Below are 13,962 nucleotides of genomic sequence, written 5' to 3'. Positions count from 1 at the left end.
GCATTCAGGAGGATTTTTGTTATCCTTATCAAAGATGACATCTTCTCTGAAAGGATGATATTCGCACTGCTGTATCCCTGAGATTGATAAAGGAGGAATTTACAATGGCACAGAATCCGATTGTCACGATCGAGATGGAGGACGGCTCCATCATGAAGGCGGAGCTCTATCCCCAGATCGCTCCCAACACGGTCAACAACTTCATCAGCCTGATCCAAAAGGGTTACTACGACGGCGTCATCTTCCACCGTGTCATCCCGGGCTTCATGATCCAGGGAGGCGACCCCCAGGGCACCGGTACCGGCGGCCCCGGCTACTGCATCCCCGGCGAATTCTCCCACAACGGTTTCGCCAACGACTTAAAGCACAGCAAGGGCGTTCTCTCCATGGCCCGCACCATGGTCCCTGACTCCGCAGGGAGCCAGTTCTTCATCATGCATGAGACCTCTCCCCATCTGGACGGTGACTATGCCGCTTTCGGCCAGGTGATAGAGGGACTCGATGTCATCGACGCCATCGCCAACGCAGACCGCGACTGGAATGACAAGCCGCTCTCGGAGCAGAAGATGAAGAGGGTCACTGTTGAGACCTTCGGCGTCGACTATCCCGAGCCTGAGAAATGCTAGGCTCCTCTCCTCTTCTATGACCAAAATATACGCCCCCGGGCACATCCCAAAAAACCCTGTCGACAAGAAAAGCAGCGTCGACAGGGCTTTTTATCTGCCCGGGTGCTTCTTCTCAGCACGCTTGCTAAAGGCATGGATCCGATCTGTAAGCATATGCTTCAGCAAAAGCAGGGGATGATACAGGAGCATCCGGGGACCGGAATAGCGCATTATCTCCCTGATTTTGTCTCGCATCTTCGGCTCATAGCAATGAACCTCACAGGCAGAGCAAAAGGTCTTGGTCTCCATGAAGGGGCAGCGCCGGCTTCGCGCCTGGGCGTAATCAAAAAGCTGCTGGCAGTCCGGGCAAAGCCCCTCTCTCCTCCCGTGCTTCTTATGGCAGTAGATCGCGATCATCTGTCCGATGACCTTTTTCTCCCGATCTCTTTTTTCGGCGATTTTCTGACTCTGATCTCCGCTCATTTCCCTCTCTTTCGCTCTCATGCAAAGCCCGCGTATCATTTTCCTGTGTGGGTCCCGCATCGCTGAATCAGGACTTTGAAATCTGAATCTCACCGGGATATTCGAATCCGAATCTCAATGTCTCCTCGCTCTGTTTGAACCCGGGTCTGCGCTCAGCTCAGTCGCCCGCTCTCAATGGAATATGACCGATCCGCGATAGCCAGGGTCGACTTGCGATGCGATACCAGAACAAGGGTCCGGCCACTGGCCTTGGCTTCCTCCTCTAAGGCCTTGAGAATCGCCCCCTCGTTGAGGCTGTCCAGGTTGCTGGTCGGCTCATCTAGGAGTAAGAGGGGAGCCCCGTGAAGAAATGCCCTCGCCAGACCGATGCGCTGCCTTTGGCCGCCGGAGAGATTGTCGCCGAGCTCCTCGATTTTGCTCTCATAACCCCTGGGCAGGGTCATGATAAAGTCGTGGATGCTGGCCTTTTGGGCCGCCTCCTCAACCTCCGCGTCGCTGGCGTCTACCCGTCCGATGCGGATATTCTCCCGCACACTTGTCGCAAAGAGGTCCGTGTCCTGGACCATGTATGACGCCAGTTTCCTCAAATGATCGGTTTCAATCTCTCCGATATCAAGTCCCGAGACTCTGACCGTCCCCTTCGGTGCCTGCCAGAAGCGCATGATCAGCTTGAGCAGGGTTGACTTGCCGCTCCCGCTTCGCCCGGTGACCGCGACGATCTCGCCGGGCGCAAAGTCCGCGGACAGATCATGCAGGATTTCCTCCTCGCCATAGGCAAAGGTCAAATGCCGGACAGAGGCGCCAGAGAAGTCCGGCCGAGCCCCCCTTGTCACATCCGGGGTCACAGGCTCTTCCTCCAGAAGGGACAGGACGCGCTCGCCGGAGGCCAGAGTGGAATCCATTGCTGCAGACAGATTGGCCAGGGCTAAAACCGGCCCAAAGGAAGCCGCCAGCATTACTGTTGCCATGACAGTGGAGGCAAAGTCGAGCCGCAGGCAGACAGCTGTCAGAATCATCAGAATGGGCCAGAGCATGACAAGTCCTGCGGACCAGGCGGAGACCGCGCCGGCATGATGGGCGATCTGCATCTGCAGATCATTGAGTTCCAGGGTCTTCTGCCGAATCTCCGCCTCCTTCTTCTCTCCCATTCCAAACTGCAGGACATCACGAATCCCCCGCAGGCTCTCGAGAAAGACATTGTTGAGGCTCCCCAGCTTGCTGCGCAGGTCCATGCCTCCTGACCGACCCATACGGCTGCTGGCGAGCGGAAGGAAGAGCCCCAGGCTCAGATAGGCCGCAAGGGCCAGAAGACCAAGCAGGGGGTGGAAGCCCCCGATCAGCAGGCTCATAATCAGACTCACAAGAAAGGCGATGCAGACGGGGGCAATGGTATGGGCATAGAAAACTTCAAGCAATTCAATATCTCCGGTGATCAGAGCAATCAAATCCCCTCGTCCTCTCCCCTCCAGCTTGGCCGGCGCCAGCTTGCGCAGGGCGGCAAAGACCTTGTCCCGAATCACAGCCAATAGCTTAAAGGCGATGTAATGGCCGCAGGTCTGCTCCCCATAGCGAAGGACGGCCCTGGCCAGGGCAATCACAAGCATAAGGGCGATCGTCGCCCCGAAGGAAATTTTCCAGGGACTCTCGCCGGTCAGCACCAGCAAAAGATGCGCCGCCAATACCGTGATAAAGATCGCGCAGAGATAGCCCAAAACGCCAAGGCTGATACAGGCCAGCATGACATGGGCCAGGGGGGACAGAAGGCGAATCAGGCCAGCCATGATTTTGATCCCGCTTCTTCTCATGCTCTGGCCTCCTCTCTCTGTCTCTTTGTCTTTTGCCCGAAGGTCTCCAGGCTCTCCTGCGCTCTGAAGAGCGCGGCATAGCCGGCGTCAGCTTCCATCAGTCGCGCGTGACTGCCCAGTTCCTTCAGATGGCCCGACTCCAGATAAGCGATGATATCAGAACCCACCACATTGGCCAGGCGATGAGAGATCAAAAGCACCGTGTGGCTGCCGTGCATGCCGTAAATGGCCTGCATGATCGCCTCCTCGCTCTCGGCATCGATGTTGCTGGTTGCCTCGTCAAAGATATAGACGGGGCTGTCCTTGAGCAGGGCCCTGGCCAAAGCCAGCCTCTGCCTCTGTCCTCCGGAGAGGTTCTCTCCCCGCTCTCTGAGCTGAAAGTCCAGGCCTCCCTGGCTCTCAATAAAGTCCCAGAGAGCGACCCGGCGCAGGGCGGCAATCATCTCGGCCTCCGAGGCATCTGCCTTTCCCTCGCGCAGGCTCTCGCGCACACTGCCCGCAAAGAGATAGGCCGCGGAGGGCACGACCGTCACAAGAGCACGCAGACTCTCTCGGCTGGCCCGCCGAAGATCCGTCTGCCCAAAGCGGATATCTCCCTCGTAGCCATCGCGAATTCCGGATAAGAGCGCCGCCAGAGTCGACTTGCCGCAGCCGGACGCGCCGACCAGAGAGACAAGGCTCCCCTTGGGAATCTCAAGACTAATATCAGACAGGGTTTCTTTCTGCCCGTCATAGGAGAAGGTCAGATGCCTGATAGAGATGCCCTCTCCCGCCAGCTCGCTTCCATCCTCCTTTTCCGGCAAATCCAAAAGACGGAAAATGCGCTCAGAAGCGGCGATTCCGTTCATGGCTGTGTGAAAGTAGCTGCCAAGAGCCCGCATGGCCAAAAAGAACTCGGCGGACAGCATGACCATGGCAATCGCCTGGCCGAAGTTGACCCGGCCGGCCCGGTAGGCCAGGGCCGTCAGAATGCAGCCGATCGCGCTGCCCCCGTAGGCCACGAAATCCATTATGGTGACGGAATTGAGCTGCATGGTCAGCACCTTCATGGTCACCTTGCGAAAGCGCTCTGACTCCGCGTTCATCTGCTCATGCCTCCTGGCATCTGCCCCGTAGACCTTGAGCGTTGTCAGGCCCTGCAGATTTTCCAGGAAACTGTCGCCAAGTTCCGCGTAAGCATCCCAGTAGCTGGACAGGAGCTTCTTGGCAAAGCGCTGCACCTTGGCGATCGCCAGAGGGATCAGGGGAACACAGAGAAAGAGAACCAGACCGGTCAGGGGTGACAGGGGCAAAAAGACAAGAAGCAGGGTCAGAGGGGCCAGCATGGCAAAAAAGAACTGGGGAATGTAGTTGCCGAAATAGGACTCCAGCTGCTCGACTCCCTCTCCCGCCAACTGCACCAGTTCCGCGGTCGGAAAAACATCCATATAGGATGGTCCCAGACGTCGTATTTTGGCGTAGATATCTGATCTCAGCTTAACCTTGACGCAGGAGGCCGCCCTCTGTCCCCGGTCCGCGATCCATCCGTTGAAAACAAAGCGCAGAAGGATGCAAAAGAGGGCAATCACAAGCAGAGTCGGCTCAATCGATGAGAGGCCGTTTCCTGTCCCCTTCTCCCGAATCAGCTGCAGCTGCCTTCCCAGGGCAAACCAGAGGACAATTCCGGCGACCAGACTCAACCAGTGACAGATCACCTTTTGTATCATGTATCTTCTGGCCTCGGGCACCAGGGCCAAGAGGCGCTTCTTGGGCATCATCTTTTATCAATCCTCCTGTATGATACTCTCGTTTGCTCTTTTCTCTTCATCCTGATCTGCCGGGCAGGTTCGGATCACCAGTCCAAAGGCAATCAGGTGAGCGACCCAGACCAGGCCCATAACAGAGGCTCCGATCAAGGCTCCCTTGGATCCTTTGATCAGGTAAGCTCGAATCATAAAGAATTCCGCAATTCCCATGATGAGGGTAACGCTTAAGATGATATGGCATTTGGCCGCCCTCGTCATACCCTCTCCCCTCTTAAGACTCGCTAGATGGCTCTGGTAGAGGCGACTGGATTGGAACCAGGCATTGAGTCGATCTGAACTCCTGGCGAAAAAGAAAGCTGCCAGGAGGAGAAATGGCGTCGTCGGTAAAATAGGCAGGGCAATGCCAATCGCTCCCAGGCCGACACAAAGGAGTCCCAGGAAGAGAAAAAGCCCCCGCAAGGGCCTTTTCCCCATGATCTTCTCGCTCTTTCGCTCTTGTCTCATATTTCTCTCAACTCTTCAGTAATTCTTCCTTGATTTTCCGTATTCCGTGATTTTTCGTATTCAGCGAGCTTTTCACATCCAGAGATCTTTTTCGTGCAGCTGGCAAAGCCCGTTTCCACGCGACAGAAAGTGCTCACTCATCCAATGCCTTCAGCACTTCTACGCCCTTGTCCAGGAAGTGATTCTGTATGGCAAAGACTCTCCCCTGGTCCACTGCCTCCGCATAGTCCGGATCAAGAGGGAGCTTGCCCAGAACGGGAATATGCAGCTCCTCTGCCACCTCGTCGACATGGGACGGACCAAAGAGACTGATATGCCTGCCGCAGTCAGGGCATTCCAGATAGGAGTAGTTCTCTACCAGACCAAGCACAGGGATCTCCATCATATTGGACATGTTATAGGCCTTTTTGACAATCATCTGCACCAGCTCCTGGGGCGAAGTGACAATCACAACGCCGTCGACAGGCAGGGACTGAAAGACCGTCAGGGGAACATCTCCCGTTCCCGGAGGCATATCCACGAACAGATAATCAATATCGCCCCAGTTGACCCCGGACCAGAACTCCTTGACCGTACCCGCGATGACGGGACCGCGCCAGACCACAGGCGTCTCCTCCTGGTCTAAGAGCAGGTTAACGGACATGATCTTGGTGGAATCCTCCGCCCTGACGGGGATCGTTCCATTATCATCCGCGTAAGCGGGCCCATGGACTCCATACATCTTGGGGATCGAGGGTCCTGTGATATCCGCGTCCAAAATCCCCACCTTGTACCCGGCCAGGTTCATCTGACAGGCGAGAGAAGCGGTGACAAATGATTTGCCGACGCCGCCCTTGCCTGAGATAACGCCGATCACATGCTTAATATGGGAATTGGGGTTGGCGTCCACATGAAAATCGGGCTTCTGGGGCTCCTTCTTATTCCTGGTAAAACGTTCCGTATCAAAATGAGGCTCTTGCATGTCTGCCATCGCTATCTCCTTTCCGCTCACTTAATAGATAGTAACATCATACAACATCTCTCCCACAAAATTGTTGCATGTCCAACTGTTTCTAATTCTGTACGAGGGGATCTCCTCCACAGGCCTCTTTTCCGGTAAAAATATTCCTGAAGCTCTCCGCGTAAGGAGCCCTCGCGATTCCATACTCTGTGACGATGCCTGCGATTAAGCTGTGGTCTGTCACATCAAATGCCGGATTATAGACCTTGATTCCCTCGGGCGCCATGCGCTCGGAATACCACATCTCAGTGACCTCCTCCGGCTTCCTCTCCTCTATGACAATGTCATCGCCGCTTGCCGTTCGCATATCAATCGTAGAAGTCGGCGCCACGACATACACAGGGATTTTGTATTGCCTGGCTACAGCCGCGAGAACAGAAGTTCCGATCTTATTGGCTGTATCGCCATTGGCCGCGACGCGATCACAGCCCACAAAAACAGCGTCTACCCAGCCTCTCTTCATGACAGAGGCCGACATGTTATCGCAGATCAGGGTCGTATCCACGCCTGCCGCCTGCAGCTCGAAAGCTGTCAGACGTGCCCCCTGCAGGAGGGGACGGGTCTCATCACAGAAGACCCGGTAGTGATTCCCCGCCTCCATACCCACATAGATGGGCGCTGTAGCTGTCCCATAGCGAACCGCCGCCAGCTTCCCTGCGTTGCAGTGGGTCAGAATTCCGTCCCCGTCCCGGATCAGGCTCATCCCGTATTCGCCCAGTCTGCGGCAGACTGCGATATCCTCCGCGTAGATCTTGAGCGCTTCCTCATGCAGGCAAAAAAGCCATCCTGCCCGATCATCCTCTCCCCCATTAAAGTGATAGATCTCCAGACATCGCTCCATCCTCTCAAGGGCCCAGGACAGGTTCACGGCCGTCGGTCTGGAGGAATTGAGATAATCGGATACCTTCTTTAACCTGGCCCAGAAGGCCTCATAATCCTCCTCTTTGATCTGCTCCGCGAGAACATAGAGTCCCAGAGCAGCGCAAACTCCGATGGCCGGCGCCCCTCGCACCTGCAGGAGGTAGATCGCCCTCCAGATCTCTTCTGCATTTTTCAGCTCCAGGAATTCAATTCGCCCCGGCAGCCTGGTCTGGTCAATAATAACAACTGCCTTCTTTTTCTCGTCCAGGCGGACGGTATCAACTTCCATGATGTTCATGATTCGCTTCTCTCTTGTACTCTGCTTTCGCTTCCTGTCGATTTGATACCCTTCTGATCAGCGCTTCTCCGCCAGCTTCCTTAACTTCGTCTTCAAATGTCCCTCTTCGAGTATGGTTTCCTGCTGATAGAAGCGATAGGCCATATCCTTATCGTCTAAAAGTCCCATGGCAAAGGGCATTTCCTCTGTGATGACAATACGGCGCTCGCCGTCCTTACTCTTATAGTGAGGAAATCGGCCAACCAGCCCCTCTTCTCTCAGAGAAATGTCGATGCACCTGCGCTCCTTCTGGGCCCAGGTCTCAATCCGGTTGGAAAAATGTCTGCTCGCGTAGGGCCTGGAAGCCAGTTCAATCTGACTCTGTAACTCCTGACAGAAGGCAAAGCCCCGATCCGAGGCCAGATAAGCGATCAGATATTCCCTGAGTTCTTTGCTCGGCAGCTTTTCAAAGGAAGACAGGAGCCATCCGAGGCGCTCATCTCTGGAGTCCGCTGCCAGCTTTTGCATTGCCCTGATTCCGCCCAAAGAGCTGACATGCCACTCAACCGGGTTTTCATGGACGGGAGAGAAATGCCTGAGCGGCCCAAACTCCGCCAATTCGACCAGTCCGGCCTCCCTCTCATTGATGGCCTCTCTGCCCAGATAGGTCATTTTCTCATGAATGATCCCCAGCTGATAGACCAGACGACGCAGGTGCTCTTGGCCACTGACCCAGTAGTGGCCCATCCGATGGTATTGGTAGTAGCTGCAGGACTCCCGGGCCTGCGCGATGGCAGTCTCCAGGTCAGTTCCTGCCCCCTCATCTGCCCCTTGCGTTTTCTGACCTCCTCCGAGAGAATCGGCAGGACATATGTCCGACCAGACCAGCAGGTCCTCCTTCAGCCGATCGGCATCTTCGCCGGTATATCGCGCCGGATCCATGTCAAGAATCAGATAGTCCTCGACCCCATCACTCATCATGTAGGGAATATAGTAGCGGTTGATCCGATTCGGATCCCGCACGGCTTCCAGGGCATCGACCTCAACTAATCTCCTCAGCTTCTCCCTTAGTTTTTCAGCGGTAATTGTCTGCATGAAACTCATTATAACAAAAGAAGTCCCCCGAAACGGAGGACTTCTCAAATTGGCTTATTACCCATCATCTTGACCTGAAGGTCAAGATGCAGCCCTTGCATCGGACCAAATTGGCTTATTGACGGTCATCTTGACCTGAAGGTCAAGATGCGGCCCTCGCATCGGGCTTAATTGGCTTATTGATGGTCAAGATGCCCGTTCGTGCTGATGCACTCACTTAGTCTGCCTTCTTGGCCTTTTCCGCCTTGATCGCCTCGGTTAACGCGGGAACAATCTTCTGATAGTCACCGACGATTCCGTAGCTTGCCACATCAAAGATGGGAGCGTCCGGATCCTTATTGATGGCGATGATCACATCCGACTCCTCCATACCGGCTACGTGCTGGATGGCTCCGGAGATACCGATGGCGAAGTAGAGATTGGGGCGAACGGTCTTGCCGGTCTGGCCTACCTGCAGGTCATGGGGCTGCCAACCGGAATCAACAACGGCGCGGGAGCAGGAAACCTCTCCGCCCAGGGCCTTTGCCAGATCCTCAAGAATCTTGAAGTTCTCGGGAGAGCCGACGCCGCGGCCACCGGACACAAGGATCTTGGCCTGCTGGATATCGACCGTCTGCGCGGCGCTCTTTACGATGTCAAGAATCTCAACGAAGCGGTCGTTCTCCTCAATATGCGCGTCGAAAGGAATGACCTCCGCCCTGCGCCCGGCCTCAGGAGCGATCTTCTGCATAACGCCGGGACGAACGGTTGCCATCTGCGGACGGTTGTCCGGACAGGCGATGGTAGCAATCGTATTGCCGCCGAAGGCGGGACGGGTCATGAGGAGCTGATTGTGCTTCTGCTCACCATTTGCGGGAGGATTGATGGGAAAATCACCAATCTCAAGAGAAGTACAGTCCGCGGTCAGTCCGGTCGCAACACGAGCGGAAACGGTAGGACCAAGGTCACGGCCAATCGCAGTCGCTCCAACCAGGAAGATCTCCGGCTTAAATTCTTTAATCACTGCCGCGAGGGCCTGCGCGTAGGGCTCTGTGCGATAGGTCTCAAGCTTGGGATCATCGACAAGAATTACCTTGTCAGCCCCGTACTCGCCCAGTTTATCCGTCAGATCTCCCACATGAGATCCAAGCAAAACTGCGGTGACTTCCTCGTTCAAATCTGCCGCCAGCTTCCTGGCCTCGCCCAGAAGCTCCAGAGAAATATTTGAAATCTTGTTGTCGACCTGCTGAGCGTAGATATATACGCCCTTGTAGGCCTCAATGTTAGCTGTCTTACCCATTTATTTCACCACTTTCTTTGCTTAGATAATGTGCTTTGTTACCAGCTTATCCATGACATAGTCAACGGAAGCGCTGGGATCCAGCTCAACCTTCTCGCCGGCGCCCTTGCGAACCTTGTCGGAAGCGCGGGCGATCTTGGTGGGAGAACCCGCGAGACCGATATTGGAATCATCCAGATCCTTCAGGTCAGCTCTGCCCCAAGTGGTAATCTCAGCGTCAACAGCGTCCCAGATCCCCGCGGGGGTCATATAGCGGGGCTCATTGAGCTCTGAGAGAGCGGTGATGAGAACGGGCATCTTAGCCTTAACCATGTGGTAGCGATCCTCATACTGGCGCTTGACAACAATGGAATCTCCCTCGACCTTCACCTCCTCAGCATAGCTGATCACGGGAAGACCAAGATGCTCGGCAATCTGAGGGCCAACCTGGGCGGTATCTCCATCGATGGCCTGACGACCGGCGAAGATGATATCATAATCCAGATTGCGAAGGGCAGCCGCCAGGGTGGAAGAAGTCGCCCAGGTATCAGCACCGCCCAGGCAGCGATCCGTCACTAAGACAGCCTTGTCAGCGCCCATGGCCAGGGCCTCGCGAAGAGCGTCCGCCGCCTTGGGAAGGCCCATGGTCAGCACGGTAACCTCAGCGCCAAACTGATCCTTCAGGCGAAGGGCAGCCTCCAGGCCAGCCTTGTCATCCGGATTCATAATGGTCATCATGGCCGCTCTGTTCAAGGTTCCATCGGGATTGAATACGACGCCGCCCTTGGTATCCGGAACCTGCTTAATACATACAACGATTTTCATGTATCTACACTCCTATCTCAATTCTGCAAATGTTCCGCTTATCCGAGCATGCCGGCAGAAATAACCATCCTCTGCACCTCAGACGTACCCTCATAGATCTCGGTGATCTTGGCGTCGCGCATCATGCGCTCGACCTCGTACTCTCTGGTGTAACCGTAACCGCCGTGCAGCTGAACAGCCTTGGTGGTGACATCCATGGCAGCCTCAGCGGCGAAGAGCTTGGCCTCGGCAGCCTCTTCGGAGAATCTTGACTTCTCAGCCTTGGCACAGGCAGCGCGGTATACCAGATACTTGGCGGCATCCATGCGCGTCTTCATATCAGCCAGCTGGAACTGGGTGTTCTGGAAAGCGCCGATGGGACGGCCGAACTGCTTTCTCTCCATAACGAAGGCAACGGTGCGGTCAATCGCTCCCTCACCTAAGCCCAGTGCCTGGGCAGCGATACCAATACGGCCGCCGTCTAATGTGTGCATTGCCTCCTGAAAGCCCTTGCCGCGTCTGCCCAGCAGGTTCTCCTTGGGAATCTTGCAGTCCTGGAAGATCAGCTCGTAGGTGGCGGAGCCGCGGATTCCCATCTTCTTCTCCTTGGTGCCGAAGGTGAAGCCGGGCGTTCCCTTCTCTACAATGAATGCGGAGAAGAGCTTCTTGGAGCGGCCGCGCTTATCCTCAACCATGTCGGTAACAGCGATGATGATGTAAATGTCAGCTTCCTTACCATTGGTGATGAAGCACTTGGAGCCATTTAAGACCCAGCCGTCCTCAACTTCAACCGCCTTGGTCTGGGCTCCCTGGGCATCCGTACCTGCGCCGGGCTCGGTCAAAGCGAAAGCGCCCAGCTTCTCCCCCTTAGCCAGGGGAACCAGAAACTTCTGCTTCTGCTCCTCGGTCCCGTAGTTTAAGATGGGGTCGCAGCAGAGGGAGGAATGAGCAGACAGGGCAACAGCGGTGGTGCCGCAGACCTTGGCCAATTCCTCAATTGCCATGACATAGGTCAGGGGATCGCAGCCCTGTCCACCGTACTCTCTGGGAACAGCGATTCCAAGAAAGCCGGCCTTGGCCATCTTCTCAATGGTCTCACGGGGGAAACGCTCCTCTTCGTCCACATCCTTGGCCAGAGGCTTTACCTCGTTCTCGGCGAAGTTCTTAAAGAGCTCGCGGGCCATCTCATGTTTCTTATCTAAAGTGAAATCCATGGATAATCTCCTTCATCCTTTATCTTACTTGCTGTAATCGTAGAAACCGATTCCGGTCTTTCTTCCCAGCTTGCCGGCGCGTACCATCTTGCGGAGCAGAACATGTGCCCGGTACTTGGAGTCATGGGTTTCATTGTAGAGAACATCCATGATTGCCAGGCAGACATCCAGACCAATCAGATCGCCCAGAGCCAAAGGACCCATGGGATGGTTGGCGCCCAGCTGCATGGCGGTATCAATATCCTCAACAGAAGCGACTCCGTCCGCATAAATGCCGACCGCCTCGTTGATCATGGGGATTAAGATACGGTTGACAACGAAGCCCGGAGCCTCATTGACCTGAACCGGAGTCTTGCCGATCCTCTTGGCTACGTCAACAGTGAAGTTGCGAAGCTCATCCGGCGTATTGCCGCCCTGGATTACCTCAATCAGCTTCATAACAGGAGCCGGATTGAAGAAATGCATCCCGATAACAGGACGGTCCAATCCCTGTCCGATCTCGGTAATGGACAGAGAAGAAGTGTTGGTGGCAAACTTGCAGGAAGCGGGGACAATCTCCTGCAGCTCCTTAAAGGTCTGGCGCTTGATCTCCATGTTCTCAATGGCAGCCTCAATGATCAGATCCGCGTCCGTGCAGATATCCTTGGTGCCGGTCGTGATCTTAGCCAGGATCGCGTCTGCCGCCGCCTGGTCCATCTTGCCCTTGGCGACTCTCTTAGACAGGCCCTTCTCAATCTTCGCCTTGCCATTGGCGGCGAATTCATTATTGATATCCGTCAGATACACTTCGAATCCATCAGTCTGTGCAAATGCCTGCGCAATACCACTTCCCATGGTACCGGCACCAATAACGCCTATTTTCATTTGTCATCCTCCTGAGATAAATCTCAATCTGAAACATCAGTGACTGCGAAATGCCAAGACGAATCGCACTCTATGCCATAGCTGAATTCAAATACATCCGCGGCATATCATCTGTGTCTTTCATTTTCACAGCCACAAGTTATCTTTTTTACTGGTCAAGAAACAAGGAGCCGAAAGGACTCATCGCCTCTGCCCTCCCGGCAGAAATTCAGCTCAGGCCTCGTACTTCTTGACGATGGCAGCGCAGCCCATGCCTCCGCCGATGCAAAGGGTTGCCAGTCCGGTCTTGGCATTGGCGTCATGATTCATCTCGTGGAGCAGGGTGACCAGAATTCTGGCGCCGGAAGCCCCTACGGGATGGCCAAGGGCAATCGCACCGCCGTTGGGGTTCACCTTGGACATGTCAAATCCAAGATCCCTTGCGACTGCAACCGACTGGGCGGCAAAGGCCTCATTGGCCTCGATCATATCCATCTGGTCAACCGTCATGCCGGTTCTCTTCATGACATTCTTAACCGCTGCGACAGGTCCGACACCCATGATGGTCGGATCAACGCCGCCCATAGCGCCGCCGATATACTCTGCCAGAATGTTCTTGACGCCGAGCTCCTTAGCCTTGTCCTCACTCATAACCACGATTGCCGCAGCACCGTCGTTGATGCCGGAGGCATTTCCTGCCGTCACAAGACCGCCCTCCTTGCCGGAGCAGCAGCGAAGCTTGGACAGACTCTCTGCGGTTGTGCCGGGACGGGGTCCTTCATCGGTATCGATCACATAATCGCCCTTCTTGCGGTCATGAAGGGTCACAGGAACAATCTCATCCTTGAATGCGCCGTTGGCCATAGCCTTCTCAGCCTTCTGCTGGGACTCGGCCGCAAAGGCGTCCAGCTCCTCGCGGGTCAGGCCCCACTGCTCAGCGACATTCTCAGCGGTAATCATCATGTGATAATGGTTGAAGGCGTCGGTCAAAGCGTCATTGACCATCGTGTCCACCAGAGTTCCATTGTTCATGCGATAGCCGAAGCGGGCATTGGGCAGGGCATAGGGGGCCATAGACATATTCTCCATACCTCCGGCAACAACAATATCAGCCTCACCTGCCTTGATCATGTTGGCAGCCTCGACAACGCACTTAAGACCGGAACCGCATACAACATTCATCGTCAGAGCGGGAACCTCCACGGGGATACCTGCCTTGATGGAAGCCTGACGGGCCACATTCTGTCCCAGGCCGGCCTGAATAACGCATCCCATCTTCACTTCGTCAACCATTTTGGGATCAACGCCAGCTCTCTTTAAAGCCTCTTTGATGACGATGGCTCCCAGATCCACTGCCGAGGTCTTGGCAAAAGCCCCCCCCATCTTGCCGATCGCTGTACGACAAGCACCTGCTAATACAACTTTCTTTGCCATAGTTTTCTCCTTACCTGCATGGGTTTCCAGTCTG

General features: G+C 55.2%; 13 protein-coding genes. 1 reads left to right on the top strand and 12 read right to left on the bottom strand.

The features are described from left to right. The first annotated feature begins 104 nt into the window (after positions 1–104). A complete protein-coding gene (locus HMPREF1508_RS05820; protein ID WP_044960276.1) occupies positions 105–626 on the top strand; it encodes a peptidylprolyl isomerase in 522 nt (173 codons plus the stop codon). Between the two features lie 90 nt (positions 627–716). Here the strand turns inward: HMPREF1508_RS05820 and HMPREF1508_RS05815 are convergent, their stop codons facing one another. The 12 genes from HMPREF1508_RS05815 to HMPREF1508_RS05760 form a co-directional block, all read right to left on the bottom strand. Further along, positions 717–1,109: a nitrous oxide-stimulated promoter family protein gene (locus tag HMPREF1508_RS05815; RefSeq protein ID WP_242834510.1), complete on the bottom strand. Its 393-nt coding sequence runs from the start codon at positions 1,107–1,109 to the stop codon at positions 717–719. Positions 1,110–1,240: 131 nt separating this feature from the next. Beyond that, the gene (locus HMPREF1508_RS05810; protein ID WP_044960272.1) at positions 1,241–2,893 is read right to left on the bottom strand and encodes an amino acid ABC transporter ATP-binding/permease protein; all 1,653 of its coding nucleotides are present in this window, start codon (positions 2,891–2,893) and stop codon (positions 1,241–1,243) included. Further along, positions 2,890–4,650 carry an ABC transporter ATP-binding protein/permease gene (locus HMPREF1508_RS05805; RefSeq protein WP_006906422.1) on the bottom strand — a complete coding sequence of 587 codons (1,761 nt, stop codon included), beginning with the start codon at positions 4,648–4,650 and terminating at the stop codon, positions 2,890–2,892. Before HMPREF1508_RS05805 ends, HMPREF1508_RS05810 begins: the two co-directional genes overlap by 4 nt. A 6-nt stretch (positions 4,651–4,656) precedes the next feature. After that, positions 4,657–5,142, bottom strand: coding sequence for a YbaN family protein (locus tag HMPREF1508_RS05800; protein WP_006906423.1), 486 nt, complete (start codon positions 5,140–5,142; stop codon positions 4,657–4,659). Positions 5,143–5,275: 133 nt separating this feature from the next. Further along, positions 5,276–6,103 carry a P-loop NTPase gene (locus HMPREF1508_RS05795; protein ID WP_443018244.1) on the bottom strand — a complete coding sequence of 276 codons (828 nt, stop codon included), beginning with the start codon at positions 6,101–6,103 and terminating at the stop codon, positions 5,276–5,278. Positions 6,104–6,194: 91 nt separating this feature from the next. Then, positions 6,195–7,301, bottom strand: coding sequence for an S-methyl-5-thioribose-1-phosphate isomerase (mtnA, locus tag HMPREF1508_RS05790; RefSeq protein WP_044960268.1), 1,107 nt, complete (start codon positions 7,299–7,301; stop codon positions 6,195–6,197). A gap of 57 nt (positions 7,302–7,358) precedes the next feature. Then, positions 7,359–8,375, bottom strand: a complete 1,017-nt coding sequence (locus HMPREF1508_RS05785) for a DUF3878 family protein (protein ID WP_044960266.1) — start codon at positions 8,373–8,375, stop codon at positions 7,359–7,361. Positions 8,376–8,592: 217 nt separating this feature from the next. Beyond that, positions 8,593–9,654, bottom strand: coding sequence for an electron transfer flavoprotein subunit alpha/FixB family protein (locus HMPREF1508_RS05780; RefSeq protein ID WP_044960264.1), 1,062 nt, complete (start codon positions 9,652–9,654; stop codon positions 8,593–8,595). Between the two features lie 21 nt (positions 9,655–9,675). Further along, complete coding sequence (locus tag HMPREF1508_RS05775) at positions 9,676–10,458, bottom strand: electron transfer flavoprotein subunit beta/FixA family protein (protein ID WP_044960263.1); 783 nt, start codon at positions 10,456–10,458, stop codon at positions 9,676–9,678. Positions 10,459–10,496: 38 nt separating this feature from the next. Beyond that, a complete protein-coding gene (locus HMPREF1508_RS05770; protein WP_044960261.1) occupies positions 10,497–11,651 on the bottom strand; it encodes an acyl-CoA dehydrogenase in 1,155 nt (384 codons plus the stop codon). Between the two features lie 24 nt (positions 11,652–11,675). Next, on the bottom strand, positions 11,676–12,515 hold the full coding sequence (locus HMPREF1508_RS05765; RefSeq protein ID WP_044960259.1) for a 3-hydroxyacyl-CoA dehydrogenase NAD-binding domain-containing protein: 840 nt from the start codon (positions 12,513–12,515) through the stop codon (positions 11,676–11,678). A gap of 213 nt (positions 12,516–12,728) precedes the next feature. Continuing rightward, positions 12,729–13,928: an acetyl-CoA C-acetyltransferase gene (locus HMPREF1508_RS05760; protein WP_044960258.1), complete on the bottom strand. Its 1,200-nt coding sequence runs from the start codon at positions 13,926–13,928 to the stop codon at positions 12,729–12,731. Positions 13,929–13,962: the final 34 nt, after the last annotated feature.

Origin of the sequence: Shuttleworthella sp. MSX8B (genome assembly GCF_000524295.1) — a bacterium.
GTDB lineage: Bacteria > Bacillota > Clostridia > Lachnospirales > Lachnospiraceae > Shuttleworthia > Shuttleworthia satelles.
This window is presented reverse-complemented; position numbering and strand designations above follow the sequence as displayed.